This is a genomic window from Nostoc sp. (genome assembly GCF_036919895.1).
Lineage (GTDB): Bacteria > Cyanobacteriota > Cyanobacteriia > Cyanobacteriales > Nostocaceae > Nostoc.
The window spans coordinates 45,050-70,045 of the sequence record NZ_JBALBW010000022.1 but is presented as its reverse complement, the minus strand read 5'-3'; the positions used below and the strand labels follow the sequence as shown (position 1 = coordinate 70,045).

General features: G+C 41.1%; 25 protein-coding genes. 7 read left to right on the top strand and 18 right to left on the bottom strand.

Going from position 1 to position 24,996, the window contains the following annotated elements:
- Positions 1 to 55: 55 nt before the first annotated feature.
- Positions 56 to 1,099 (bottom strand): thiamine-phosphate kinase, encoded by a 1,044-nt coding sequence (gene thiL / locus V7K55_RS03540; RefSeq protein WP_334828260.1) that lies wholly within the window; start codon positions 1,097 to 1,099, stop codon positions 56 to 58.
- Positions 1,100 to 1,188: 89 nt separating this feature from the next.
- Between thiL and V7K55_RS03535 the strand changes: the two genes are divergently transcribed.
- Positions 1,189 to 1,770: a Uma2 family endonuclease gene (locus V7K55_RS03535; protein ID WP_334828258.1), complete on the top strand. Its 582-nt coding sequence runs from the start codon at positions 1,189 to 1,191 to the stop codon at positions 1,768 to 1,770.
- Between the two features lie 79 nt (positions 1,771 to 1,849).
- Here the strand turns inward: V7K55_RS03535 and V7K55_RS03530 are convergent, their stop codons facing one another.
- Positions 1,850 to 2,956: a peptidylprolyl isomerase gene (locus V7K55_RS03530; protein ID WP_334828256.1), complete on the bottom strand. Its 1,107-nt coding sequence runs from the start codon at positions 2,954 to 2,956 to the stop codon at positions 1,850 to 1,852.
- A 190-nt stretch (positions 2,957 to 3,146) separates the two neighbouring features.
- On the opposite strand from V7K55_RS03530, the gene efp reads away from it, so the two are divergent.
- The 3 genes from efp to V7K55_RS03515 all read left to right on the top strand — a co-directional run bounded on the left by efp (position 3,147) and on the right by V7K55_RS03515 (position 4,794).
- On the top strand, positions 3,147 to 3,704 hold the full coding sequence (gene efp, locus V7K55_RS03525) for an elongation factor P (RefSeq protein ID WP_334828254.1): 558 nt from the start codon (positions 3,147 to 3,149) through the stop codon (positions 3,702 to 3,704).
- A 109-nt stretch (positions 3,705 to 3,813) separates the two neighbouring features.
- Positions 3,814 to 4,371: an acetyl-CoA carboxylase biotin carboxyl carrier protein gene (gene accB, locus V7K55_RS03520; RefSeq protein ID WP_334828252.1), complete on the top strand. Its 558-nt coding sequence runs from the start codon at positions 3,814 to 3,816 to the stop codon at positions 4,369 to 4,371.
- Between the two features lie 75 nt (positions 4,372 to 4,446).
- Positions 4,447 to 4,794: an ArsR/SmtB family transcription factor gene (locus V7K55_RS03515; RefSeq protein ID WP_334828250.1), complete on the top strand. Its 348-nt coding sequence runs from the start codon at positions 4,447 to 4,449 to the stop codon at positions 4,792 to 4,794.
- 57 nt (positions 4,795 to 4,851) lie between these two features.
- On the opposite strand, the gene V7K55_RS03510 is transcribed toward V7K55_RS03515, so the two are convergent.
- Both V7K55_RS03510 and V7K55_RS03505 read right to left on the bottom strand, forming a co-directional pair.
- Positions 4,852 to 5,469 (bottom strand): GerMN domain-containing protein, encoded by a 618-nt coding sequence (locus V7K55_RS03510; RefSeq protein WP_334828248.1) that lies wholly within the window; start codon positions 5,467 to 5,469, stop codon positions 4,852 to 4,854.
- A gap of 284 nt (positions 5,470 to 5,753) precedes the next feature.
- On the bottom strand, positions 5,754 to 7,568 hold the full coding sequence (locus V7K55_RS03505; protein WP_334828246.1) for a proline--tRNA ligase: 1,815 nt from the start codon (positions 7,566 to 7,568) through the stop codon (positions 5,754 to 5,756).
- A 149-nt stretch (positions 7,569 to 7,717) separates the two neighbouring features.
- Between V7K55_RS03505 and V7K55_RS03500 the strand changes: the two genes are divergently transcribed.
- Complete coding sequence (locus V7K55_RS03500) at positions 7,718 to 9,100, top strand: 1-acyl-sn-glycerol-3-phosphate acyltransferase (RefSeq protein WP_334828244.1); 1,383 nt, start codon at positions 7,718 to 7,720, stop codon at positions 9,098 to 9,100.
- 520 nt (positions 9,101 to 9,620) lie between these two features.
- Positions 9,621 to 10,550 carry a PEP-CTERM sorting domain-containing protein gene (locus tag V7K55_RS03495; RefSeq protein WP_334828242.1) on the top strand — a complete coding sequence of 310 codons (930 nt, stop codon included), beginning with the start codon at positions 9,621 to 9,623 and terminating at the stop codon, positions 10,548 to 10,550.
- Positions 10,551 to 10,911: 361 nt separating this feature from the next.
- On the opposite strand, the gene V7K55_RS03490 is transcribed toward V7K55_RS03495, so the two are convergent.
- From V7K55_RS03490 to cysE, 9 genes are all read right to left on the bottom strand, one after another.
- A complete protein-coding gene (locus tag V7K55_RS03490; RefSeq protein WP_334828240.1) occupies positions 10,912 to 11,487 on the bottom strand; it encodes a Uma2 family endonuclease in 576 nt (191 codons plus the stop codon).
- Positions 11,488 to 11,514: 27 nt separating this feature from the next.
- On the bottom strand, positions 11,515 to 12,735 hold the full coding sequence (locus tag V7K55_RS03485) for a PD-(D/E)XK nuclease family protein (protein ID WP_334828238.1): 1,221 nt from the start codon (positions 12,733 to 12,735) through the stop codon (positions 11,515 to 11,517).
- Positions 12,736 to 12,985: 250 nt separating this feature from the next.
- Positions 12,986 to 13,528: a (2Fe-2S) ferredoxin domain-containing protein gene (locus V7K55_RS03480; protein WP_334828235.1), complete on the bottom strand. Its 543-nt coding sequence runs from the start codon at positions 13,526 to 13,528 to the stop codon at positions 12,986 to 12,988.
- 177 nt (positions 13,529 to 13,705) lie between these two features.
- Positions 13,706 to 13,909 (bottom strand): putative nitrogen fixation protein NifT, encoded by a 204-nt coding sequence (gene nifT, locus V7K55_RS03475; RefSeq protein ID WP_094327371.1) that lies wholly within the window; start codon positions 13,907 to 13,909, stop codon positions 13,706 to 13,708.
- Entirely contained in the window at positions 13,884 to 14,171 is a 288-nt protein-coding gene (locus V7K55_RS03470; RefSeq protein WP_104909028.1) for a nitrogen fixation protein NifZ, read from the bottom strand. Before V7K55_RS03470 ends, nifT begins: the two co-directional genes overlap by 26 nt.
- Positions 14,158 to 15,291 carry a homocitrate synthase gene (gene nifV / locus V7K55_RS03465; protein WP_334828232.1) on the bottom strand — a complete coding sequence of 378 codons (1,134 nt, stop codon included), beginning with the start codon at positions 15,289 to 15,291 and terminating at the stop codon, positions 14,158 to 14,160. Before nifV ends, V7K55_RS03470 begins: the two co-directional genes overlap by 14 nt.
- Before the next feature lie 371 nt (positions 15,292 to 15,662).
- Positions 15,663 to 15,860 carry a DUF2949 domain-containing protein gene (locus tag V7K55_RS03460; RefSeq protein ID WP_094340663.1) on the bottom strand — a complete coding sequence of 66 codons (198 nt, stop codon included), beginning with the start codon at positions 15,858 to 15,860 and terminating at the stop codon, positions 15,663 to 15,665.
- A 275-nt stretch (positions 15,861 to 16,135) separates the two neighbouring features.
- A complete protein-coding gene (locus V7K55_RS03455; protein WP_334828230.1) occupies positions 16,136 to 16,381 on the bottom strand; it encodes an Asr1405/Asl0597 family protein in 246 nt (81 codons plus the stop codon).
- Positions 16,371 to 17,144 (bottom strand): serine O-acetyltransferase, encoded by a 774-nt coding sequence (gene cysE / locus V7K55_RS03450; RefSeq protein ID WP_334828228.1) that lies wholly within the window; start codon positions 17,142 to 17,144, stop codon positions 16,371 to 16,373. The genes V7K55_RS03455 and cysE overlap by 11 nt, the downstream gene beginning before the upstream one ends.
- Positions 17,145 to 17,825: 681 nt before the next feature.
- Here cysE and V7K55_RS03445 point away from each other — a divergent pair.
- Positions 17,826 to 19,172 (top strand): NAD(P)/FAD-dependent oxidoreductase, encoded by a 1,347-nt coding sequence (locus tag V7K55_RS03445; RefSeq protein WP_334828225.1) that lies wholly within the window; start codon positions 17,826 to 17,828, stop codon positions 19,170 to 19,172.
- A gap of 780 nt (positions 19,173 to 19,952) precedes the next feature.
- Here the strand turns inward: V7K55_RS03445 and V7K55_RS03440 are convergent.
- The 5 genes from V7K55_RS03440 to V7K55_RS03420 form a co-directional block, all read right to left on the bottom strand.
- A complete protein-coding gene (locus V7K55_RS03440) occupies positions 19,953 to 20,429 on the bottom strand; it encodes a hypothetical protein (RefSeq protein ID WP_334828222.1) in 477 nt (158 codons plus the stop codon).
- A gap of 290 nt (positions 20,430 to 20,719) precedes the next feature.
- The gene (locus V7K55_RS03435; RefSeq protein ID WP_334828220.1) at positions 20,720 to 20,974 is read right to left on the bottom strand and encodes a hypothetical protein; all 255 of its coding nucleotides are present in this window, start codon (positions 20,972 to 20,974) and stop codon (positions 20,720 to 20,722) included.
- Between the two features lie 284 nt (positions 20,975 to 21,258).
- Positions 21,259 to 21,483 carry a type II toxin-antitoxin system HicB family antitoxin gene (locus tag V7K55_RS03430; protein WP_334828218.1) on the bottom strand — a complete coding sequence of 75 codons (225 nt, stop codon included), beginning with the start codon at positions 21,481 to 21,483 and terminating at the stop codon, positions 21,259 to 21,261.
- Positions 21,480 to 21,704 carry a type II toxin-antitoxin system HicA family toxin gene (locus V7K55_RS03425; protein WP_334828215.1) on the bottom strand — a complete coding sequence of 75 codons (225 nt, stop codon included), beginning with the start codon at positions 21,702 to 21,704 and terminating at the stop codon, positions 21,480 to 21,482. The genes V7K55_RS03430 and V7K55_RS03425 overlap by 4 nt, the downstream gene beginning before the upstream one ends.
- Positions 21,705 to 21,719: 15 nt before the next feature.
- Positions 21,720 to 24,500: an NACHT domain-containing protein gene (locus V7K55_RS03420; protein WP_334828286.1), complete on the bottom strand. Its 2,781-nt coding sequence runs from the start codon at positions 24,498 to 24,500 to the stop codon at positions 21,720 to 21,722.
- Between the last annotated feature and the right edge of the window lie 496 nt (positions 24,501 to 24,996).

Here is a 24,996-nt window from a genome sequence, read left to right as displayed (position 1 = left end):
ATTAGTTATTGGTCATTAGTCATTGGTCATTAGAAAAATGACAAAGGATAAAGGACTATTGACCAAAATGTTGAAATCCCTGGCTGAGGCTTAGAACTTGGTCAGGGAATTTTTTTTGTTCGTCGTGCAATACTACTGTTGATCCTGATGTAATGTTGCCTACGATCGCAGCACCTTGACCAAGATGTTGTACTAATGCTAATGCTGACTCTTGTGGTAAGCAAAGCACTAATTCAAAGTCTTCACCACCGTATAGAGCATATTCTAGCCCTTGCTCTGGTGTCAGCCAATCCTCAAAAGCTACTGGAGTGGAAATTTGTCTGCGTTCTAAGACAGCGCCAACACCACTGGCGCGGCAAATTTGGATAATTGCATCGGCCAAACCATCGCTGCTATCCATACCAGCAATGGGCATGGGGCATGGGGCATGGGGCATGGGGCATGGGGATGCTAAAATTTTACACAGAATTGGTAACACATCTAATCGTGGCTGTGGGCGCTGGTGGGCGTGGATTAGAGCCGTGCGTTCTGTATCTTTGAGGCATTGTCCTAATTCTGGATGTAAGAGCAGTTCTAAGCCAGCGTGGGAGGCTCCATGAACGCCTGTAACAACGATCGCATCTCCCGCTACAGCAGCAGAACGGCGGATAATTTGATTAGGCTTAACTTGACCAAAAGCAGTAATTGCCAAAGTTGTTACAGGCGATCGCACCACATCACCCCCAACAATTGAGGTATTGTATTTTTGCAGGCATTCTGTCATTCCTTGGTACAGTCGCTCAACCCAACTCACCCTAACTTCACCAGGGAGTCCCAACCCGACGGTAATTCCCAATGGGGAAGCACCCATTGCGGCTAAATCTGATAAATTGGCAGCAGCAGCCCGCCAACCAGCATCTTCTGGGGAAGTGGTGAGGTTGCTAAAATGTACGCCATCAACTAGAACATCTGTAGTCACCACCAAAGATTGCTCTGGTGCAGTCTCAAGGACTGCTGCATCATCGCCAATAATTTCTGGAGGACAGAAGCGCTGTAATCTTTCTAAAAGACCTTGTTCACCAATATCTTTTACTTGTTGAGAAGATAATTCACTATTCACAATCGGTTTTCCGTGTTGCAAAATTACTAAGAAAACTGATGAGTTGCTTTACTGTTTAATATAAGGGTTTCGTCTAGGAGACAGTTGGGATGGTAACAACACCAGTAACCAGCATCACATTTGAGGAGTACTTAACCTATGATGATGGTAGCGATTTTCATTATGAACTGGTGGATGGCAAGCTAGAGCTAATGAACCCACCTACTATTGAACATTTCCTCATTGTCGATTTTCTGGATACTGCCTTGAAAGCAGAAATCAAACGTTGTAGCTCACCTTGGCTGTGTTTTCGAGAAAGTGGGGTGAGAACGGGGAGAAATAAATCTCGGTTGACTGATTTGTGTGTAGTGACAGTAGAGCAAGCCAGAGAATTGTTGAATGCCTCAGCAGTATTTCAGTCACCGCCGTTACTAATTGTCGAGGTGGTCAGTTCAGAGTCAGTGAAACGGGATTATCGTTATAAACGTTCTGAATATGCGGCCTTAGAGGTTCTTGAATATTGGATTGTAGATCCACTGAAAGCAAAAGTTTCGGTGTTACTACTAGAAGATGGATTTTACGAAGAAACAGTTTTTACCGCTACTCAGGAGATTGTATCGCGGACTTTTCCAGAAATGGCGATCGCAGTTGATCGAGTGTTCGCTGCCGGTAATCTAAATCAGGGGAGTTAGGAGAGACGCGATGAATCGCGTCTGTACAAGAAAGAATTAGGAATTATTCTCTCCCTGCTCCCTGCTCCCTGCCTTCTTCTTATGCAGCTTGCGGCTCAACCAGATTATCTATTCCCTGAACGACTTTTGCCGATTCAATTTTGTCACCCGCCTTCAGTTTATCCAAAACTTCTTTGCCTTCAGTGAGATAGCCAAAAACCGCATAACGACCATCCAATAAGTTGCGTCCTGCGGGGGTGAGTTCTGGTTCAAACAAAAAGAAGAAGAATTGCGAAGAACCACCATTTACTTCACTTTCAGGACGAGCCATTACCACTGCACCAAAGGCAGAAAAAGGTAGAACTGGCATATCAACGTAACGACCAGCTTGTTCTAGTGTAATACCATAGGTAGGTTCTTTATCGCCCTCAACTAAAACTTCTAAGGGAATGGCGCGATATTTGCCCGTTTTGGGATCAATGTAACCAACATCTTTACCAACCGGATCGCCAGTTTGCAGAAAGTAAGATTCTTCAGAACGGGTAAATTCTAAGCCATTGTAAAAACCCTTCTGTACCAAATCTACAAAATTACCAGCAGTGACAGGGGCGCTATAACCATCTACTACAAAGGTCAAGTCGCCTTTGTTAGTTTTCATTTCTACAGTGGCACGACCTTTAAGTTGTGGCAGATTACTATACTCAGCAGGTACTTCAAAGGGGAATTCTTTCACCATTGACTCTTCTAGCTGAGTCACGAGATTCAGAAGTTTACCTCTATCTTGCAGAATTTGTTCTTTATCTTTGCTGTTCGCCAATTCTTGCAATTTAGCCACCCCAGATTTCAACTCGCTAATCCAAGCTTCGGCTTGGGGTTGGCGTTCTGTGGGAACGCTTGTTAAGATTTGGGAGGGTTTATCGAGAATCCGGGATGCTTGGCTGATGTCTTTGGAAATAGCACCCCACCGCCGATTCGCTCGCAGTTGGGCTGAGATGTCCTCTAAACTGGCTTGTAGTTGCCGTACAGGTTTGTTATCTATCGGGAGTGCATACCGCAACAAAGCCTTGCCATCGGTAATTGCGTTGCCAGATGGCAATGCGGCGCTACTGGAGGGAGTCCACCCAGCTGTAGTTATGCCTAAAAATATTGTTACCAGCAGTATTGCCATTAGGCTGTTCTTCAGCCAGGATTTTAATAAGTTAAGCATGGGATAACTCAAATGCAGCATTAATTTGTTGACTGGACGTAACCCATAAATAATCTTCCCACGTTAAGGGCTGAGTGGATCAGAGGTCTAGGGCAGGGGAACAAATGACAACTAACTAATGACAAATGCCCAATGACGACTCTAGAAGGGTACAATAAATGCCGATTGTCTTCCAACATTTGAAAGTTTCATGATCTCCAGTAACGACTTTCGACCCGGTGTTTCAATTGTATTGGATGGGTCTGTATGGCGAGTGCTTGAATTCCTACACGTCAAGCCAGGTAAGGGTTCTGCCTTTGTCCGCACTAAGTTAAGAAATGTCCAGAGTGGGAGCGTAATGGAAAAAACGTTCCGAGCGGGGGAAACTTTGCCCCAAGCTACTTTAGAAAAAAGCACGATGCAGCATACCTATAAAGAGGGCGATGAGTTCGTCTTTATGGATATGGAAACCTACGAAGAAGGTAGATTGACCCGTGCACAAATTGGCGATCGCGTCAAATACCTGAAGGAAGGTATGGAAGCTGAAGTTATTAAATGGGGCGAACAGGTTCTAGGAGTAGAATTGCCTAAATCTGTGGTTCTGGAAATTATCCAAACAGACCCAGGTTTAAAAGGTGACACTGCCACCGGTGGCTCAAAACCCGCAACTCTAGAAACTGGTGCAATTGTGATGGTTCCTTTGTTTATTTCTCAAGGAGAACGCATCAAAGTTGATACCCAAGAAGATAAGTATATCAGCAGGGAATAACTTTCATCTTTACGGAGATGCTTGTTCCCGATTGAAATCCCTACATAAGGATTAAATCCCTGCCACACTTAAGATGCTAATTTACGGATAGGTCGAGGTAATAAAAACTGTGCCATTGGACTTTAATGAAATCCGCCAACTATTGGCAACTATCGCACAAACAGATATTGCAGAAGTCACGCTTAAAAGCGATGATTTTGAACTAACAGTCCGTAAGGCTGTGAGCGTCAGCAATCAGATGTTGTCGGTAGGTCAACCGACCTTCGGCGGTGTGGTAGGTTCGGGCTTGACATCGGGTTCATCTGGAGGAAACCAGATGAACACGAGTCAGGTAACGGAGGTGTCCACATCTCGCGTGTTTGAGAATACTGGTAGTAGCACACAATTGCAGGTATCAGTAAATCCTCCCTCAACCATTGACCAGAGATTGGTAGAAGTGCCTTCCCCAATGGTGGGAACGTTTTATCGCGCTCCTGCACCTGGGGAAACGGCATTTGTGGAAGTTGGCGATCGCATCCGCAAGGGTCAAACAGTCTGTATCATTGAAGCCATGAAGCTGATGAATGAAATCGAAGCCGAAGTATCTGGCCAGGTGATGGAAATTCTTCTCCAAAATGGCGACGCTGTAGAATATGGTCAACCTTTGATGCGAATTAACCCCGATTAAGTATTAATCTATATATCAAATGAGTCATCTGAAATGAGTCATTGTTAAAACTTCAGTCCTTGCGGGTTAATCCTGATGAAACAAACGTTGCCTTTACCGCCAGAAGTGGTGCAACAAGTAGCTGAATACTTCAGCCTGTTAAGTGAGCCGATGCGCTTGCGGCTGCTTCACTTATTACGGGATGAAGAAAAATGCGTGCAAGAGTTGGTAGAGGCAACACAGACTTCTCAGGCAAATGTGTCAAAACACCTGAAGGTAATGTGGCAAGCAGGTATCCTTGGCCGCCGCAGTGAAGGAACTTGCGCCTATTACCGGGTGGAAGATGAAATGATTTTTGATTTGTGTAATCGGGTTTGCGATCGCCTTGCCACAAGGTTAGAGGAGCAAGCCCGTAATTTTCGTGTGTTAAATAGCAAACGTTAGGTCAGTTGTCATTAGTCATTTGTCATTTGTGAAAAACTAATGACCAATGACTAATGACTAAAGCTGATAATTTTTATCAAAGCTTTCACGAGTTAGTGGCTGTTGTAACTCTACACCTTCACCACCTAAAACATCCAACGGTTTGCCGTTCACGTCAATGTACACCTTGGCTTTAGGATTTAAACTTGTTGCAGTATAAACAACTTGTCCCACGCGGCCCATCATTGATGTGCTACCGCCACCACTGGTAAAATCTTCAGATAAATTAACGTGAACTTCGTTATTTTCTGATTTCAGCCCCAAAAGTTTGGTTCCTTTTGGGATAGTTGTCGAACCTGTTGCTTCTGCTGGTGGCCCTGCTAACAAACTTTGGAAAGCTGCTTCTAAAGGCTGGTTGGCTCGTATAGAAGCGACTTTAACAGGCTGGGGAACCAAAGCAACATTTTTGTCTTTTGGTGTGAGCCAATAAACATTGGGGGTTTTTTCATTAGCAACTGGCTGCCTAGTTGATGGCTGTGCTGGTTGAACGATGCGCTCAGAGGGGTTTGGCGGTGTGGGAGTATTGTTGGAGTGGGAGGTAAACCAAGCCACACCACCACCTACCGCTACAACCACTGCTGAGACGGCGGCAATTGCGCCTGAAGAAATACGATTAGATCCTTGTTGGTCTTTCATGTTCAAAACCTTCCTAACTGAGGGCTGATATGGTAATTATGTGAGGAGCAGCCTGGTTAACGACGATACTTATAAGTTTAGAGTTTCCACAACCCAGAGGAGACTTACTTTAATGCCTCTTAATTTTGCAAGTCCCTAATTCAATTTTAGAATTTTTATTTCTAATCCGTCACCTACCAAATTATGTAAATCTCATTCTTTCTGGAGATGATTAAATCTACAATGTAAAAGAACGCAGAGGAACGCAAAGTAAAATATTTATTCCTCTGCGTAAATTTTATTGTTTAATTTTTTACCTCAGTCGCAGCACTAATCCATTGTTGTAGTGTCGCTATAACTTCATCAATGACAATTTCTTGAGATTTACGGGTGGCTCTTTCTACAACTTCGACCTTGCCATTAGCGATCGCCCGCCCGGTTACAATTCTATAAGGGATGCCAATTAAGTCAGCATCTTTAAATTTCACTCCCGCCCGTTCGTCACGGTCATCTAGTAGGGTTTCAATTCCCGCTTGATTGAGTTCTGTGTAAAGCTTTTGGGCAATTTCAACTTGTTGAGCATCCTTAATGTTGGGAATTGTCACAATCGCGTGATAAGGTGCGATCGCAACTGGCCAAATAATCCCATCTTTATCGTAAGATTGCTCTACGGCAGCTTGTGCTAACCGCGACACACCCACACCAAAACAACCCATAAATAGCGGCTTCTCTTCGCCCTGTTCATTGGTATAAGTTGCACCCATCGCTTGGGAATATTTAGTGCCTAATTGGAAGATGTGACCGGCTTCAATTCCACGGGCGCTTTGTAAGGTTTGTTCTGGGTTATGGATGGCGCGATCGCCTGGTCTTGACTTACGAATATCTACTACTCGCTCTGGTAGTTTAAATTGCTCACCCCAATTAGCACCAACTACGTGATAACCAGCTTCATTCGCGCCTGTAACAAAGTTTTTTAAATCAACGGCTGTTTGATCCACCAAGCGCAAAAACTTAGGATGAATCTGTTTTTTGGCAGTAATATACTCATCTCCGATGTCTGGTGCAATGTAGCCTAAAGGCAGAGATTTTGCTGTCCATGTTTGCTGGGCTTCTACATTTGGTACATTCAAACTAATAATAGTTTTAGCGCCATACTCAGAAGCTGATTTTGTCAATTCATTTTGCAACTTGACTTCATTAACTTCCTGATCGCCTCGGATGTTCACCAGAACTAACACCGTTATACCATTATCGTAAACTGTCTGATAAAGGACATTTTTCACCAATTGAGTAGGAGAACAGTTGAGGAGTTGACACACCTTTTCAATCGTTTCTGTTCCAGGTGTATCGCGTTTCTCATAAGTTGTAAACCGTGAGGTTTCGGCATCAATTGGTAAAGAAACAGCCTTTTCTACGTTAGCGGCGTATTTGCCATCCTCAGTGTAGAGAACTTCATCTTCACCAGCTTCCGCCAAGATCATAAATTCTGTAGAACCAGAACCACCAATTGCACCAGAGTCAGCTTCCACTGCCCGAAAAGCTAAACCAGAACGTCGCAGCATATTGCTGTACGCTTTATACATATCCTGGTAAGTTTCTTTGAGGCTGGCTTCATCGGTATGAAAAGAGTAGCCGTCCTTCATGATAAATTCTCGTCCGCGCATCAAACCAAAGCGGGGGCGAATTTCATCACGGAATTTGGTTTGAATTTGGTAGAGATGTAGTGGTAGCTGACGATAAGAGCGAATCATATCACGAGCGATCGCTGTGATGACTTCCTCATGAGTTGGGCCTAATCCTAATTGTTGATCGCGGCGGTCAATTAGGGAAAACATAATCCCTTCAGCTTTGGTGTAAGTGTCCCAGCGTCCCGATTCCTTCCATAAATCAGCAGGTTGTAATTGTGGTAAGAGACATTCTTGTGCGCCTGTAGCGTTCATTTCTTCCCGCACAATCTGGGAAACTTTTTGTAGTACCCGCCACATTAGGGGGAGATAAGCATAGATCCCACTACCGATGCGACGAATGTAACCTGCACGGAGTAATAATTTATGACTGGGAATCTCAGCATCAGCTGGATCGTCCCGGAGTGTAACGAATAACATTTGTGACAGTCGCATCGTTTATAGCCTTTCTTTGATCGCTAATTTCTATGTCAACTAAAGTATGAAGTATTAAGGATGAAGTACAAAGTACACAGCGTTATTTATTTTTCATTTTTACTTATAGCTTTCCGCCTTTTTTTATTGCAACTTTAGGAGAAACTACCTTGGCAGATGTAATTTATCAAGCACAAGCACCCTTAGAATTTATTCCTCCGGCGTTTAACCCCCTATTGCTACGAGTTGTCCATCTGTTACTACCCAGTTGGATAAAATGGCAAACACCCATTACCCAAATTGAAGCAGACAACGTAGAGGTTCTGGTGGATCTCTATCGCCAGTTTCAGGAGGGTAAGATCCGTTTTATGCTGGCATTTCGCCATCCGAAAACAGACGATCCGTTTTGTTTGGCTTACTTGTTATCTCAACTTGTACCAAAGATAGCGCGATCGCAAGGTACAACACTACAACATCCCATTCACGCTCATTTTATCTACGATCGCGGCATTCCTCTATGGGCAGGTTCCCACGTTGGCTGGATTGCTTCTCATTTAGGTGGGACTCCGATTCAGCGAGGTAAGGCTGACTGGACGGGTTTACGTTCGGCGCGTGACTTGTTTGCTAATGGCAAATTCCCAATGGCGGCTGCGCCAGAGGGTGCAACCAATGGTTTATCAGAGAATATTAGCCCCCTGGAACCCGGTATTGCCCAATTAGGCTTCTGGTGTGCTGAAGATTTGCACAAAGCTGAACGCCCCGAACAGGTTCTAATTGTACCAGTTGGGATTAAATATAGTTACGTTGATGCTCCTTGGGGTGCGATCGCAAATCTTCTAAGTGAATTGGAAGCGGCTAGTGGTTTACCTGCAAATCCATCAGAAAATGCTTCGATAGAGTCGCTTTATCCTCGCCTATTGACCTTGGCAGAACATTTACTTTTGCTAATGGAAGAATTTTACACACGGTTTTATCATCAAAAACTGCCAGATATTAACATTGTCAATGGGCAAATTCCAGATAGAAATGAAGCGTTAGCAGTTCGTTTACAAGCTTTATTGAATGCAGCATTGTTAATATCAGAGCAGTATTTTGATTTGCAGTCAAAAGGTAATTTAAGTGACCGTTGTCGGCGAGTAGAACAAGCTGGTTGGAATTATATATTTAGAGAAGAATTTAAGGATGTAAAAGGAGTATCTGCTGTCGAAAGAGCTTTAGGCGATCGCGTTGCAGAAGAAGCGAATGCGCGGATGTGGCACATGCGTTTAGTAGAAAGTTTTGTGGCAGTTTCTGGTAATTATATTCGAGAAAATCCAACAGTCGAAAGGTTTGCTGAGACAACTTTAATTTTATGGCGGATGATTGCTAAAATCAAAGCCGATAAAGGTTTGCAGCGTCCACAGTTTGGCAAGCAAAAGGTAAAAATTGCTGTGGGTGAACCGATATCTATTTCTGAGCGTTACCCAGCGTATAAAGAAAATCGCTTGGCTGCTAGACAAGCTGTTGCTGATGTGACGAATGATTTGCAACACGCGTTGGAAGGATTGATTTGATTAGGAGGGTTCAATCTTTAGCTAGGAACCAGAATAATAAAGGTGTCAGTCGTCAGGAGGCTTATTGATTTCGACCCTTGGCTCCTGACTTCCTTAACTTGCAAAAGGGTAATCTAAATACCCAAGTGTTCATCCAAACCGGATAAGTACTTTCTAAACGTAGTGCAGATAAAGAACTTCTAGCGATCGCGGCTTTAGATGCCCTGTACGGAGATGCTGGCGGGATATGGTTTATTAAGCTTGCACAAACCTAAAAATTTTCAAAACTGTCTAAGCAAATAGGTGCAGAAAATCCTAGGCTACTAGACCTGCTTGCCTTTGCTGCTATTCACTTTAATACAATTGGGTTAGATAAAAACAATTTTAACTAAATATGTCATTTATTCTTTGAGTTTTATAAAATTACCGTTAAGTTATCCAAATTATATTTTCAGAATAATCACGCTTTTATGTTTTCGTAATTCAAATTACAAATAGAGAAGTCCAGGAAATTGTGATTCTCTAAATCAAGTTATAAATAATGAAAACTCAAAACTTATTCAATTTACTGAAGATTGGCGTTGCTACTTTAGGAATCTTCTTTGTGGCTGGTCAAGGAGCCTATGCTTCCGACTTAAAGGGAACAGCATTTAGCATATCTTTGGAGTGTATGAATGACACTACTGGTCTTTTGGTCGGTCAAAACTCCACTGATGCTAATGGCTGGCAGTATGCATTCGATTCAAACAAAGATGGGATGAACGGGAATTACTGGGTTGGTTCAGCACCAGGTTCAGTCAATCCCTACGATATCTCTGGTATGGCTATCAAAGAAACTGCCACCAGCATCATTGTGGCAATCAATGGCAATATGAAGTTAACAGGAGAAGCTGAAGGGGGTGCTGCAGGCGGTCAGATTGGATATGGCGATTTATTCTTCAATATGGCCGGTAAGACCTTTGACAATGCTATGAGCAGTGGGGATTTGTTTGGTATTCATTTCGCTTCAGCGAATGCTTCAGGGGTACAACAACTCGGTGTTTATAGTGATGTTCAGGCAAAGACAGTTACTAATATCAAAGAGGGCTACACTGTTGCTACATACGGTGGTTTAGCAGGAGGAGGGAATTCTTACGAAAGTCAGGTAAAACAAGGTGGTGGTACTGTCGGTTATGGTGATTTGACCAGTAGTTACTTTACCAATAACGGCAAGGACAATACATTTAATCTCAATGTCATTGACTCTGGAAATTATCTGAGTGGAATCTCGTTCCTAGCACAGGGTAATGTAACGCAGCAGTTGCTAAATGCTGGCTATAATGCCACCAAATTTAATGGCACACAAACCATTGCATTTGAATTCAAGAAATCTGGTGTTGTCCAATCGACTCCTGAGCCTGCTAGTCTCGCTGGTTTAGGAATTGTTGGTCTGGCCTTAGTTGGCAGCAAGCGACGCAAGAAATTAGCGTAGCAATTGGGTGGGGACTGTTCGCAATAAGGCTTGATTTATCTTCAGTGAATAATGGCATTTTGGATAAAGCTTAAGCGAAAAGTATTCCAAAGTATATGGGTTTACCCATTAAACATTAAATAACTAAAAATAAATGCCCTTACTAAAAAGTAAAGGCATTTATTTTTTTATAATTTCATCATATATAGGACTAATATTTGATTTTTTAAAATATACCTAGGGTGTGTTAGCACGGAGAGTACGGCACCAAAAACCTTGGAATCAGGTGCGTTATGGCTTACGCCTAACACACGCTACATATACTTAGATTTTTTCATAAATCAAATCGGATTCCTATAGTATAAATAGCGCGTCTTATATCCTAACCTGGAAACACCTTAAATAAATCCACAACTAAATCAGGTAAACAGGGCAGATTAACTGATTCATTTGGCAGATAAATCAACTTGCGGCGATAACCAAATTTACCTTGTAAAGCTTGATAAGGTTCGCTATAGCACTCAAGATAATTATCTACTAAATTAAATATCCAATAATCAGAAATACCTGCTTCAGCATAAAGCGGTAATTTGACCTCTTGGTCATATTTCAAAGAAGAATCAGCAATCTCAATTGCCAAGAATACGTCGGATGGACGGGGATGATTTGCTAAATAGTCATCATGACGATTTTGCACAATCACCATATCTGGTTCTGGTTCGCTGTCTCCAGAGATAATAATTGGTTCTTGTCCTCGAAGAGTCGCCCTTTCTACAACAAGCTTAAATAACTCTCGATACAAGCGGGTGTTGCAAACAGAATGTGGTTTACCTTTAGCAGCCATCTGGATTATTTCACCCTTTATTAGCTCAACTCGGTCATTCTCCTCAAAGAAGCCGAGTTCAGCTAGACGGTGATATTCAGCTACAGTAAAGCGTTTAGCAGTGGTAAGGCTCATAACAGCTACGAGAATGCAGAGTTATTTTTATTTTAATGGAGTTACCACTGATTCAACTCCTCCGATAGAAGATGATAATATATCTGGATCTTCTTCTCGATCAGCTTCTGTAGCTGCTTCTATACTTACACCCTTCCAAGGAAAATCAAAATATTGTTCCTGAACCGTTTTTAATTCCTTTATTGACTCTTGGAAAAATAATTTAATAGCAGATACATGGTTTTCTTCAGATAAAAAATCTTGTAAGCTTTTTCGATAAAATATACCTGACCATGCTGGCAAAACTTTTAAATTACTAGGAGTCCATAGATTGGGTTTATCATTAATTATTTTTTGCATAGATTCAATAATTTTTGTGCGTTGTCCAAACCTATGAGAAACCTGCAAAAATATACCTAAATATGGATAATCAGTTAAATTACTTGGATTTAAACCGAAATATCCAAGACCACACCATAAGTCCCATGTTGAGGGAGAAAAGTGGGTGTAGATAATATATCTCTCGTCCCATTTCCATTGAGTCCTACTTGCTGCACCTTTGATAACACCTCCAAAAGCTAGCTTGAATTCCTGCTGCACTTCTTCGCTGAGGGTTGATTCCATGAGACTGAGAGTTTTGTTAAAATTCACCATTGTCAATAAGTCAACTGATGAAAATTGATTTGTGCTAGACATTCCATTTTTCCTCATGAAGATTAATATTTCTTGGGCTAAGATATCAGAAGTGTGTTCTTTCAAGAAGCTATAAAACTGATACCATCTGAGTTGGAAAAATTTTACCTTGGGTGATAACTTAAGGCAATAGTCTTTGATTGCTGATTCTGGATCAGAATCACATTGTTTGAGTTCATCTTTTGGGTCATAATCACGGGTAATGTAAATTAAAATTCGGTGTTTGACATCTGGTAAATTACTCAAAATATCAGCATATTTTTCTAATTGTCCCGGTACTGCTGTAGAGCCAATTTTTGATTCAATAAATATTACATCTGTGCTTAAGCCATTTGATAATTCAACCACAATATCAAATCTACTATCCTCAGTATGGCTTGCTAGTGCTGGATGTTCTTGTTGAGTTGAAATCTTGATGCTGGAATAATTATCATCACTAATGATTGAGTGATGTTTTAGCCAATCAATTAAAATATCCTTATTCAAGGATAAAAAATAAGCAACAATCTCAGTAAAAAAATCTTCACGCGGTTTGTTTCCTGAATGCAGATTGAGTAAATTCGTGAACAAAGACATTTATTTTAAGTATTTAAGGTAATTCCAAAAAAGTTACACACAATAATTAAGCTTGTAGTCCTGATGGAACAAGACTACTGGAAATTTTTATAAGTTCTGTTTGTATTCGATATTACTAACGTTGCAGCAGTTATAACTTAGCCGATCGCAGTTTGACAAGATTACTGTATGATACTTACAACAAATAGGGGTAAAATTTTTACCCCTACAAAATTGTGTATTATTTTAAGAATAGCTAGGAAGGTTACTACTATTGAGTTAAATGACTTTCTAGCAAAGATGCGATCGCATCAGGATGAATATTCTTGTATTTCTTTTTACCAAGGTGTAAAACACAGTTGGGAGCGCTGCTACAGCATTTTTGGCAACTAGTATGTTCAATGGTAACTTTGTCTAACAAACCGCGATCGCACAAAGTTTTTTCTAATTCTGATAATAACCCTTTACCACCACGTTTCAGGCAACCGCCCTTTTGACATACCATAATCCTCGCTTTAGGTTGAGGTGGTAAATCTTGCTTTGGACACCCATTAATTGATGTTACCTGATAGGCTTTAATTTTAATTTCACTTGTACGCGAATCTATCTTACTATAACCACAAACGCGAACTTGCTGGCCAGGAACTAAGGATGAACTTAGAGAACGGCGCAACTCTTTAGACAGTTTAATTTCCACATTTCCAGATGGAACTGCTAATTGCAAGTATTTATATTTTCCTGATTCACCACCAACAAAACCTAGTAACTGTCCCTCAAGGTTCAATTCTGATAACGTCAAATGTTTGTCACCCATGATTGATAAAAAGTTATTGGGGATTGGGGATTGGGGATTGAGGATTGGGAATTGGGAATTGGGGATTAGGGATTGGGGATTGGGGATTGGGTACTGAGAAAGTATTCTTAAATACTTATTTATTTCCTAGTCCCCAGTCCCCAGTCCCTAGTCCCCAGTCCCCAGTCCCCAATCCCCTTACGCGAGGCGTTTAGCTTCTACTGTTTGAGGTAAATTTGCTGCATCTGGCAAATCACGAAATTCCAATTCCCAACCATTTGCTAGGGTGAGAATTTTGCCATCATTTCCATCGGTTTGTTTGACGACTTCTTCTTCAAGGTCTTTTTTAGCAACGTAGACTACTAAAGTACCGGCATCATTCATCCGTAGCATTACTTTCATGAGATTCCTCAACAGATTCTAGTTCTTTTTTCATACAGCCGACGACGAATCCTGTTTCCAAGAAATGCACAGCATATATATAGGAACTCTGCAAATATGTTCCTATACTGGCTATGTAGCCGATATCTCCTTTGTTCACTAAAACTTGCCCAACTTCTTTACCAGGGAAAGTACCATCGTTCTTAAGCAGTTTCCGAACTCTGACTTTTTCACCAATTTCAAAAGCAGGTGGCAAGTTTAGCTCTAATTCATCGCGTTGCATGAGAGTACCTCTGTTCTCTGACCAAATTCAACAATTCTTCTGTCGTCAGGCTGCGTTTTTTCTGTACCGATTGATGGCGCACTGCGTCTAAAACAGATTGGGTTTCTTGGGAGTTCAAGAAAATTCCATGCTGTTCTAGCAAGTTTGAAACCAAATGCCGTCCAGAATGTTTACCTAATACTAAACGCCGTTCCCAACCTACCTCTTCGGGAGCAAATGGTTCGTAGGTAATGGGATTTTGCAATACCCCGTGAGCATGGATGCCAGATTCGTGAGCAAAGGTATTTTCGCCAACGATCGCTTTCCAAGGTGGTACGCTAGCACCTGATGCGGCTGCAACTAGTTGAGACAGTTCCAGTAAACCGGGAGTGTTGATGCCTAAATCAACGCCATAGATGCGTTTTATCGCCATGACAACTTCTTCTAAAGCTGCATTTCCCGCCCTTTCACCTAATCCGTTGACTGTGGTATTTACTGATAAGGCTCCGGCTTTGATACCCGCAAGGGCGTTGGCTGTTGCCATACCAAAATCATTGTGGGTGTGGATTTCTAGGGGAATCATCAAAGCTGAAACCAGCCGTTTGACCTTGGTGTAGGTGGTGAAAGGATCGAGAACTCCTACGGTGTCGCAGAAGCGGAACCGGGATGCACCCCATTCTTGGGCATAAAGCGCTACATCTAAGAGGAAGTTTTCATCAGCCCTGGAAGAATCTTCGCCACCAACTGCTACCCAAAGACCTTGATCGACGGCGAAGCTGATGCAGTCTTTGAGTTTTTGCAAACTTACTCGCCATTGACCGTGGAATTTAGCGGCGATTTGGATACCAGAGACGGGAATGGCGATATGTACCCGGTTCAGTCCGCAAGCAATAGAAGCCTTAATATCTGAGATGACAGCGCGGTTCCAGCCGAGGAGTTTTGCTTGTAAACCCAAGTCAGAAATTGCGGCGATCGCACGGGTTTCTTCGTCGCCCATTGCTGGTATACCGACTTCTAATTCGGGAATACCAATGGAATCGAGAAACTTAGCGATCGCAACCTTTTCTTCTAGGGTAAAAGCAACACCTGCTGCCTGTTCGCCATCACGTAATGTAGTGTCATTAATTATGATTTGATTCATTGCAAATATCCCTCTCTTGGAAGTATTCTTAATATCCTTTCTCTCTACAATCCCCAGCGATGGCAAATGCTAAAAATATCACAATTCATAATGTAGGATACATGATCCTTAATTATTGCCCTATTAGCAGCATCACATCTGTATGACAGGGATCTAAAACCATGTATAATTTACTAATCGTTTTTACCGATGTCAGTTGTAATTTGTTCGAGTAGCAACGAACTAATGTAACTATTAGCAAATCCCGAACAAAGTAAAACACAGAAACCAGCAATTAAGGATGTAATCATCTTTGTAACCTCAGATTTTGTAGAGCATTGGTGTGTAGTTTAGGCAGGTAATGGGACTCAGAGGTACAGGGGACAAATTAGTTAACTGTGTTCTGCTAGCCAATCAAAAATCTTTCCTAGCTGCTCCAAATCAACTAAACCATACTGCCAGAGGAGCATAGGTAGTGGGCCATTTTCTAATTCACGGTGTCGCAGAGCTACAGCAATATCAGCATTTGAAAGTTCAAGTTCGTTTTGCAAAAAATTGAGGAGTTTTATATCTCTATTCCGAGTCGCCATAAATGATTGAACTTTCAATTTCTTAATTTGGGAAAAACTTAAAAATCAGAAATTCCAATTTTTAATTGTTGCTATATGTCAGGGAAGTTTCAGATTTAGGAGAAGAAACAAAATCTAAATTCCATCTAATCCATCTCAGTCTGCAACAAATTCTGCAAGTATACAGTAGCTTCAAACTCTAAACCTATTCGAGCTTTGTGCATCTATGAACAAAAAGGATAAAGTGCAGTGATTTCGTCATGAATTCAAGATTAATAGTCTCTGAATTAGAAGATTCAAGGCTCATCGCTATAAATCCAGCAACGCTCTAGCCACTCTAATAATTCCTGACGAGAACCAAGAAGTTGCATAACTGTACTGCGAATTAGAATTGCTTCCACCAAATTGTTCACTTGCACTCGTAAAGAACCATCGGGGGGACAGCAGCTCTTTATTTTTAACTCTTGCAGTCGGTGATAGATTCGCCAGCGATCGCTCAAAGGTATCTGCAAAACTTGATCGCCTAAAAAGTCATTTGTCATTTGTCATTTGTCCTTTGCTAATGACTAATGACTCTTGTCTTACAATTTGCAGTTGTTTTTCGAGTTCTTCAACGCGCGAGAGCAAAGAACGAATCACGGTTGCTTCCATATCGGGTAGCTTTCCATGTTCTAAAGGAGAAAGACTAGCGTTTTGATTTCGGGAAATAATTCGACCGGGAACGCCCACAACTGTGCAATCATTGGGGATATCCCGCAAGACAATGGAACCTGCGCCAATACGGACGCGATCGCCAATTTGCAGATTACCCAAAACTTTCGCACCCGCCCCAATCACTGCATTTTTGCCCACCGTCGGATGACGCTTACCAGTTTCTTTACCAGTTCCGCCAAGGGTAACGCCCTGGTAAATCAGCGTATAGTCGCCGACGATCGCAGTTTCGCCAATCACAACACCCATTCCGTGGTCGATAAACACGCCCTGGCCAATCTCTGCACCTGGGTGAATTTCAATTCCCGTCAAAAATCTCCCTAAATGGGAAATGAAACGGGGGATAAAACCCACTCCTCGACCATGTAACCAGTGAGCAAAACGATGCAAACAGAGTGCGTGCAATCCGGGATAGCAAAACACCACCTCTAGCCAATTCCGGGCTGCGGGATCGCGCTCAAAAATAATGCGAAAATCACTCAATAATGGCTCAAAAAAAACGCCTGAGAGTAAATTTTTCAGCATGGATCTATGTGCAGAATCCTGCGTTTTGGTAGTTTTGGGATCGCTAATACTGTCTAAAGACTCTTGCATCGGTAATGTCTATCTGGTAAATGAGTCATCTGCTATTTTTATGCTTATATCAGGTGACTTCCAACTCGATACCAAACCCAATGATGATTGGATTTATTGGATTGATTAAAGTTGTACTCAAACGCCAAAACCCCGACTTAACATCAAGTTAAAATTTGTCTGGGGTTAGGGGCGCTAGTATTTAACGATAGGGGTACTAGTATTTTTAGGGCAGGGGTTAAGAATTTTTGTTCACGCTACAAGAAACTTTACCCGTAAGCCTTTGCTAAGTTTTCGTCAAGATATTTTGCAATATATTAAGCTGTACTCAGATGCACTCAAATATGATTTTGATCAGGCTATAAATACATTTTTGTATATGCTACTACTATTAGTATCCTATTATTTCGTTGGGCGAAAGACAGGTTTCTTTATTTTCTTTTAGGATTTGCTGTCTGTATGCAGATATACGTTTCAAAATATAGTCATAGCTCGTAGTGAATATCTTATTATATAGATGTGTTGAAGGAAAGCATTGCAATGAGTGTAAATATACCCCCTGGCAGAGTTGGGGCTAAGAACTAACTTTGAATACCTTCATCATTTTTTCAATTGTTCTAAATAAACAGCAACCTCTATCATAATGCTGTTACATATTCGTTAAGAATAGTTACAAATTCTTAACCCAAGGAAATATTTTTTATGTCAGTTTCACTTGAAAATAATGCACCCCATCAGGTTGTTATTGTTGGTGGTGGTTTTGGTGGACTGTATGCAGCAAAGGGTCTGAATGCAGCGAATGTAAATGTTACTCTAATTGACAAACGTAACTTTCACCTATTTCAGCCGCTTTTATATCAAGTTGCCACAGGTACGCTATCACCTTCTGATATTTCCGCACCATTGCGATCTGTATTTAGCAAAAGCAAGAATACAAAAGTGTTATTGGGAGAAGTAAATGAGATCGATCCAAAAGCGCAACAAGTTATTTTGGGCGATGAAATAGTACCTTATGATACATTAATTGTTGCCACAGGTGCTAACCATTCCTATTTTGGTAAAGATCACTGGGAAAAAGTTGCTCCTGGTTTGAAAACTGTGGAAGATGCCATAGAAATGCGTCGTCGGATATTTGGCGCATTTGAAGCAGCAGAAAAAGAAACCGATCCAGAAAAACGCCGTGCTTTCTTGAATTTCGTGATTGTGGGGGGTGGCCCGACTGGTGTAGAATTAGCAGGTGCGATCGCAGAATTGGCATACAAAACTCTCAAAGAAGATTTCCGCAGCATCGACACTTCAGAAACGAGAATTTTACTATTACAAGGAGGCCCTCGCATCCTCCCACACATGGCACCAGAGTTATCGGCATCAGCAGCAGTATCTTTGCAATCGTTGGGTATAGAACTCCACACTCACACCAGAGTGACAAATATTGAAGGTGATATTGTTACTTTCAAGCAAGACAATGAATTTACAGAAATTGCCTCAAAAACTATCTTGTGGGCAGCTGGTGTTCAAGGTTCCCCAATGGGGAAAGTCTTAAAAGAAAGTACAGGTGTAGAGTGCGATTTCTCAGGGCGGGTAATTGTAGAACCTGACTTGTCTATCGAGGGTTATAACAACATTTTCGTAATTGGAGATTTAGCTAACTTCTCTCACCAAGATAGTAAAGTCTTACCTGGTGTTGCACCTGTAGCTAAACAACAAGGAGAGTATGTAGGTAAATTAATTCAACGACGGCTTCAAGGTAAGACTTTGCCACAATTTCGTTACAGCGATGTAGGTAGTTTGGCGATGATTGGGCAAAATTTAGCTGTTGTAGATTTAGGCATAATCAAACTCACAGGTTTCCTTGCTTGGGCATTTTGGCTACTAGTCCACATCTACTTCTTAATCGAGTTTGACACCAAATTACTAGTAGTCTTTCAGTGGGCGTGGAATTATATCACTCGTAATCGTCGCTCTAGATTGATTACAGGTAGAGAAGCTTTTGTAGAACCAAAAACTGTTAAAGATAGGGTGCAAGAGCCTTCTGTGACAACTCTGTAACAGCAAGGGACTGGGGACTGGGGACTGGGGACTGGGTGAAAAGCCTTTTTGTGTCTAAGTTTCATCATCTGTTGATGTCCTAACCACCAAGGCTTGTGCTATATCACAGCATTAGTCAATTATGGTACAAAGGTTATTGAAGTGATGAGTATTGCGTGGTGGTAAATCTTGGGCGAAGATTGCTGTTCCAAGAAAAGAATATGGGGATGAAATACCGCCCTAAGCAATTTTGGCAATTTGGCATTTCATAACTTCGAGCTACTGTTTCAATGGAGATATCAACACAACGGGACAGTGAAGAAGTTGTACGAGGGATAGAGCAAAACTTCCCGCTTCTGGTGTCCCACCTATGCCAGTTGTCAAATGAGTGCTGTAGAAAAGCTCTACATAATTGATACAGCACTCAACAGGGTTCAGTTCCCGCTCTGCAACTGGCTAGAAATCAACAAAACCAAATATAATCTCAAAAAGTGAAAGATGTAGTTGGCATTTTTCTAGCAGCGATCGCTTAATTTCAATTTTCGACACTCTTTAATGAGTATCAAAGAGTCTTTAATGAAGCTCAAAGACTCTTTAATGAGTATCAAAGAGTCTTTAATGAGGTTCAAAGAGTCTTTAATGAGGTTCAAAGAGTCTTTAATGAGTATCAAAGACTCTTTAATGAGTATCAAAGACTCTTTAATGAGGTTCAAAGACTCTTTAATGAGGTTCAAAGACTCTTTAATGAGTATCAAAGGCTCATTAATGAGGTTCAAAGGCTCATTAATAAGTATTAATTCGTTAAGAACCAGATGCAGTTTTTGTTGGTCTACCTTTGATAGCTTTAAAGCGTTCGCCCAACTGTTCAGCGACAATTTTTAAGCCTGGAGTCTTTTTCGATGCTGTCTTTACGTAGTTATAAACTGTCAAACTGCTAGTCATAGCTTCACTACCGACTGCCATTAGGGTATCATCGACTTGTTCGGCGAGTTGTTGCACTGAGATTAAAAGTTCGGTAAGCGCAGTGGCCAATTGATAATCCCGGACAAGTTCTTCAACGTCAAAAGTGGCTGGAAGAATTTCGCGGTTAGACTGAGCAGCAGTGACGCTATTGTTTACAAAAGCTAGACTTTTATCGCCCATTTTTAGCAACTTGCGCCGTTCTTCAGTGCTAAGAGTAATCAGAAAGGGCATCTTTTGTTGGACTGTCTGTAACGCAGCTTTAATTTCTTGGATATCTTGTGGCGAAAGGGTGGCTGCAATATTTTGATAGGACATTGTATATTTACCTTGGGAGTTCTAATGGTGAAGTAGCAATAGTTGCTAAGTATAGAATTCCCATTGGTGGGTGCGATCGCACATTATAATATGAAGATTGGACAATTAGAAAATTTGTAGGTTGGGTTGAACGGAGTGAAACCCAACAAAACCGGAAAATGTTGGGTTTCGTTCCTCAACCCAACCTACACTAAAGCTGGATATAAACAATACTCGCATAGGTGGGCGGCGCGATCGCAAACTAAACGCCGCAGTTCTGCATTAATATATAGACGAGACACTTTGAATACTCACTTAGAGTTAACGTACTGATTAGCTCTTGCTTTTGCTAAAGTCATAATATGGTCTAGCGTCAGGAAATGATCTAACTCTCGCTGGTCACTTCCTGTAAGACCTTCAGTTTTTGCCCGATAAACTAAATCCTCTAAACGGTCTTTGGCTGCATCTGATAGTTTGAAATCGATAACACTTTGGGGAGTGGTTCCAGCAGCAATAAACTCTATAATTTCGTCGTAGACTTTAGTGGTATTTACAGATTTAGTCATGAGATTACCTCTTTTTATTTAATTTTACTGATTTACAACCCTACTTTTAACGACTTTTCTAGCGTCTTAGTTTTAGAGGATGTTTTAAAAGTCTTCTGGTCGGTAGCAAAACATTTTAGATCCCCCTAAATCCCCCTTCAAAAGGGGGACTTTGATTCTGGTTCCCCCCTTTTGAAGGGGGGTTAGGGGGGATCAATAACTACTTAAATAGATAATACTAAGCTTTTCTTTTGCATCTGTTTACATTTTCACTCCCCTGATTTACCACTACTCTCTTTGTTTATCTATGCAACTTCCAAAGATTTCCCTAGCGTTTTAGGCTCTGGTAGAGGTTCACCGTCAGCTAAAGATGATTCAATCAGCATTTCTAAAACTTCTTGAGCATTTTTAAGAGCGTCTTCATAAGTTTCTCCGTGAGTGCAAGGCTGCATTATATCCGTAAACTCAGGTAAGAAAACCACATAACATTGATCTGCCTCTGACCATTGAATCACGATTGTATATTTCATTCTTCTGTCTCCTCGTCTTCTTTAATTTTATTTAGTTCTTCAAGTGCTGCATTGACTTGTTTTTCTAAATAAGGTTTGGCATCGCTACCATCTTTACCAGCAATAATGATAGCTTTAGGCAATTGCGGATGTATCCATTTACTGTGGCTACCCTTTGCAGGTTTATAAGTAAACCCTGCTTGCAGCAACAAGCTTTTGAGTTCTCTGATTTTCTTGGGCATATACTCAGCTTACATTTACCCTTCCCACTGCTTTAACTTCTTCTGAGCATACTCCCGCACTTGCTCATCTGGGTCATTGTCGGCGCGATCGCGCAACAGTGGTAAAGTCTGGTCATGCTGAGGAAATTGCTTGATAATTATCTCTAGTGCAATGTGCCGAGGATTAGTTTGCCAAGTTGTCATACGCTTAAAAGGGTCATTAATAGAGAGACTCAACAAAAATTCAAATATCCAAGCCTCATCTTTCCACCCCCAAACTAATTGCTCTAATGCTACCCGTCGCACAGACCAATCATAATCAAACTGAACGCATCTTTTGAGATAAAGTAAGGTTTCTGGGTCACTTTTCCAACCTTTAGCTAATGCTTGCACTGCTCCAAATCGTACACTAGCATCAGAGGAGACAGAGCAGGTTTTGAGCCACGATAAAGTTTCAGGGTCGTCTTTCCACTCCTTGGCTAACTCTTGCACTGCTGTATTTTGTATATCCCAATCTCCATAGAAATAAGCAAGATTTTTGAGCCATAGTAAAGTTTCCGGGTCATCTTTCCAAGTATTTGTAATTGCTGTAACAGCTTTAGTACGAATTTCACGAATTAGATCAAATTCCTTACCTGAAGCCATATATCCATATCTCAATAAATCCTTTATACAATTGTGTAATTCATTAGCCGTTGACGCGATCGCCGAACGATTTCTCACCTCTACAAGGCACTTAGCCGCTAAAAAGAGGTTGACAAACTTTTCCTCTTCGCCATCTTGCGCCATTAAATACTCAAGAATTTCGCCAACAAATTTAGATTCAATCATTCCCGCAATTAGCAGCAAGACTTCATGCCAACTTTCATCTTTCCAGTGTTTGCCAAAAACTTCATTCTTAAGTTCCTCAATAGTCAGCGTTTGCGTTTCTTTAAACTGCCAGACAAACTCCCAAGCACAGAAATATTCTAAAAATGTCCGATGCACAAAAGCATAATAATCGGCACCCAGGAAACATAACATAAAGTTGCGAGTCCGCAGTTGATTAATCATCACCCGCGCAACATCTCTGGGTTTATCAAATTCTATAGTTCTCAGATAGTCAGTCAGAACTTTGACTAAATCATTCTCATTAATCAAATTCCCTGCCAAACCTTTCTCACCAGTTTGCATAAGATAAGCAACCTGACGCAACATCGCTTGCTTATCTTTATAATCAATCGTTTTAGGATCTAACCTCTTATCTTCTGTCAAAGCGCGTTCCACATCCCATTGATGCAGCAACACCCGCGATGCTTGATTATAAAGCTCCGCTCTATCTCTTGGTAGCTCTTGATTCCGATTAAGAATTGCCATCATCGTCAACAGCAAAGGATTTCCCGCCAATTCTGCAATAGATTTGGAAGCTACAATTCCTCTTTTTAGCCGTTCCCGTTTTCTCTCTTTATCTACAGCATCGGTAAAAGTTAACTCATGCCAACGGTTGATAAAATCTTGAATTTGTTCTGAGTCTAAATCTTGTAATATAAAGTGGCGAAACTCAGCATTAAGCAATCGTTGCGGTTTATAGCCAATAATCCGAGAAGTGACAATTACCTGCACATCAGGATAGTCATTAGTAAAGCGATGAATATCAGTAATTACATCCTCTCGCTTACCAGGGTCAAATACCTCATCCAAACCATCAAACATCACTAAGGCATTACCAGCTTTTAATTGTTTATCTAATTCAAGCTGATTGAGATGATGAACTGCACCACTACATTGATGAAAGAATTCGAGAAAATTATTGCACTCTTTATCTTCCCGTCGCCGCATATAAGTGCGTAATTCAATTAGCAAGGGAATTGGTAATGATATAACATTATCCAGTGGTGACTCTGCCCAATTCAAAGCCAGAAATTGCAACAAAGTAGACTTCCCGGAACCAGGATCGCCCAAAATCACAAGATATTTATAATCTTGCTTTTTATTGACAACATCTAAAACTGAACGTATCGGCTGTTCAAAATAAACCCGTTTGTGGCGTTCTAATTCTTCTAATTCAACAGCTTCTACTTGGTCACTTTCTCGCAGCCGTCTCAGATGTTCTTTAGGCAGTTCGTGAACTTGTGCTAAAACTTGATGAGTTTCCCGAACATTTTGAGCAGTAAAAACTTTCCATAATTTCAGTTCGTTATAGGCATAGCCGCTTGTATCTAAGCTATCTAACTTGAGATTGCCATAGCGTTCGCGGATTCCTTCTTGATATTTAACTAAATTAAAATCTACAATAACGCCAGCAATTTCTTTTGTATTTATTTCAATATCAGATAACTTTTGTAATTCAAGGATATGGTGTAATTCTTTTGAATCTAAAAGAAGTTCTTGGACTTGTGTAAAATACTGTTCTGTAAGTGATTGCCAGTTAAACTTAGATGGCAGAGGTTTTAATTGCAGCCTGTTCCAACTATCTTCTAACGTTTTAGCGTCTAGAGATTCACAATTAATATCAAAAGCCTTACCAAGAATTTCTGCAACAGACTTATCGCTGATAAATTTCTGGATGTCTTTGGTGTATTCTTTAATCTCAGCTTCAGCAAGTTTGCAACGAACCTTTAACTGCTGCTGCATGAGTTGCAAAAATTCCTTTAACGCTTTCCCAGCAGCAATTTCTATATCTTCTTTCTTAAGTTTCTTTAAAATCTTGCCAGGGATGCCTTTTAATAAATCCTTAGCCCAATCTTTAGCAGCATCCTTGGCTAAGTCTTCCAAAATGGGTTTAAAAATCAACCCGGTGGCCTGAGTTACACCCCAAAGAGCTAACCATTCCAGCATAATACTCGCTTCTGTTGAGAGTTTGATTACGAGTATATCCACTAGCTTGAGTCATATTTCCAGATTTTGGGGTTATTGCACAAATATATTGCGCGATCGCACTTCACCCCACTCACTCCCGCTATAACCATGAGCCGCCGCTAATTCTACCAAGGGATATGTGCAATCAATCACCACAGAAATTTTATCAGCTTCAATCAATTATTTGAGAAAAATCAAGTCCTTGGCGTTGGGTTTTTCAAACACAAACTTGGCTTTCTGATTGGGATGCAACGCTGTTAAGACTATCTGTACAAGGGTTTTGGGGCTAGTTTGATTTGAGGATTGTTTTAGATTGAAAGAGCGATCGCTCTGCCTTTATTTGTAACTCTCGGTTAACTCATTTTTTGATGAAGAAAAAAAAATACGAGTATATAAATATATCTAACGAAGTATTCTCAAAAACTTGCACCACTTAGTAAGGTTTGTTCTAGCTCTCGGAAAAATCGGCTAACCG

Excerpts from the sequence above, each read along its gene's own strand:
- V7K55_RS03495 (WP_334828242.1), top strand. The coding sequence starts at position 9,621 with ATGAAAACTCAAAACTTATTCAATTTACTGAAGATTGGCGTTGCTACT.
- nifT (WP_094327371.1), bottom strand. The coding sequence starts at position 13,909 with ATGAAAGTAATGCTACGGATGAATGATGCCGGTACTTTAGTAGTCTAC.
- cysE (WP_334828228.1), bottom strand. The coding sequence starts at position 17,144 with ATGCAAGAGTCTTTAGACAGTATTAGCGATCCCAAAACTACCAAAACG.
- nifV (WP_334828232.1), bottom strand. The coding sequence starts at position 15,291 with ATGAATCAAATCATAATTAATGACACTACATTACGTGATGGCGAACAG.
- V7K55_RS03505 (WP_334828246.1), bottom strand. The coding sequence starts at position 7,568 with ATGCGACTGTCACAAATGTTATTCGTTACACTCCGGGACGATCCAGCT.
- V7K55_RS03485 (WP_334828238.1), bottom strand. The coding sequence starts at position 12,735 with ATGTCTTTGTTCACGAATTTACTCAATCTGCATTCAGGAAACAAACCG.
- V7K55_RS03470 (WP_104909028.1), bottom strand. The coding sequence starts at position 14,171 with ATGCAACGCGATGAATTAGAGCTAAACTTGCCACCTGCTTTTGAAATT.
- V7K55_RS03425 (WP_334828215.1), bottom strand. The coding sequence starts at position 21,704 with ATGCCCAAGAAAATCAGAGAACTCAAAAGCTTGTTGCTGCAAGCAGGG.
- V7K55_RS03535 (WP_334828258.1), top strand. The coding sequence starts at position 1,189 with ATGGTAACAACACCAGTAACCAGCATCACATTTGAGGAGTACTTAACC.
- V7K55_RS03420 (WP_334828286.1), bottom strand. The coding sequence starts at position 24,500 with ATGCTGGAATGGTTAGCTCTTTGGGGTGTAACTCAGGCCACCGGGTTG.
- V7K55_RS03445 (WP_334828225.1), top strand. The coding sequence starts at position 17,826 with ATGTCAGTTTCACTTGAAAATAATGCACCCCATCAGGTTGTTATTGTT.
- efp (WP_334828254.1), top strand. The coding sequence starts at position 3,147 with ATGATCTCCAGTAACGACTTTCGACCCGGTGTTTCAATTGTATTGGAT.
- V7K55_RS03460 (WP_094340663.1), bottom strand. The coding sequence starts at position 15,860 with ATGGCGACTCGGAATAGAGATATAAAACTCCTCAATTTTTTGCAAAAC.
- V7K55_RS03480 (WP_334828235.1), bottom strand. The coding sequence starts at position 13,528 with ATGGGTGACAAACATTTGACGTTATCAGAATTGAACCTTGAGGGACAG.
- V7K55_RS03530 (WP_334828256.1), bottom strand. The coding sequence starts at position 2,956 with ATGCTTAACTTATTAAAATCCTGGCTGAAGAACAGCCTAATGGCAATA.
- V7K55_RS03440 (WP_334828222.1), bottom strand. The coding sequence starts at position 20,429 with ATGTCCTATCAAAATATTGCAGCCACCCTTTCGCCACAAGATATCCAA.
- V7K55_RS03455 (WP_334828230.1), bottom strand. The coding sequence starts at position 16,381 with ATGACAAATGACTTTTTAGGCGATCAAGTTTTGCAGATACCTTTGAGC.
- V7K55_RS03430 (WP_334828218.1), bottom strand. The coding sequence starts at position 21,483 with ATGAAATATACAATCGTGATTCAATGGTCAGAGGCAGATCAATGTTAT.
- V7K55_RS03435 (WP_334828220.1), bottom strand. The coding sequence starts at position 20,974 with ATGACTAAATCTGTAAATACCACTAAAGTCTACGACGAAATTATAGAG.
- V7K55_RS03515 (WP_334828250.1), top strand. The coding sequence starts at position 4,447 with ATGAAACAAACGTTGCCTTTACCGCCAGAAGTGGTGCAACAAGTAGCT.
- V7K55_RS03490 (WP_334828240.1), bottom strand. The coding sequence starts at position 11,487 with ATGAGCCTTACCACTGCTAAACGCTTTACTGTAGCTGAATATCACCGT.
- V7K55_RS03510 (WP_334828248.1), bottom strand. The coding sequence starts at position 5,469 with ATGAAAGACCAACAAGGATCTAATCGTATTTCTTCAGGCGCAATTGCC.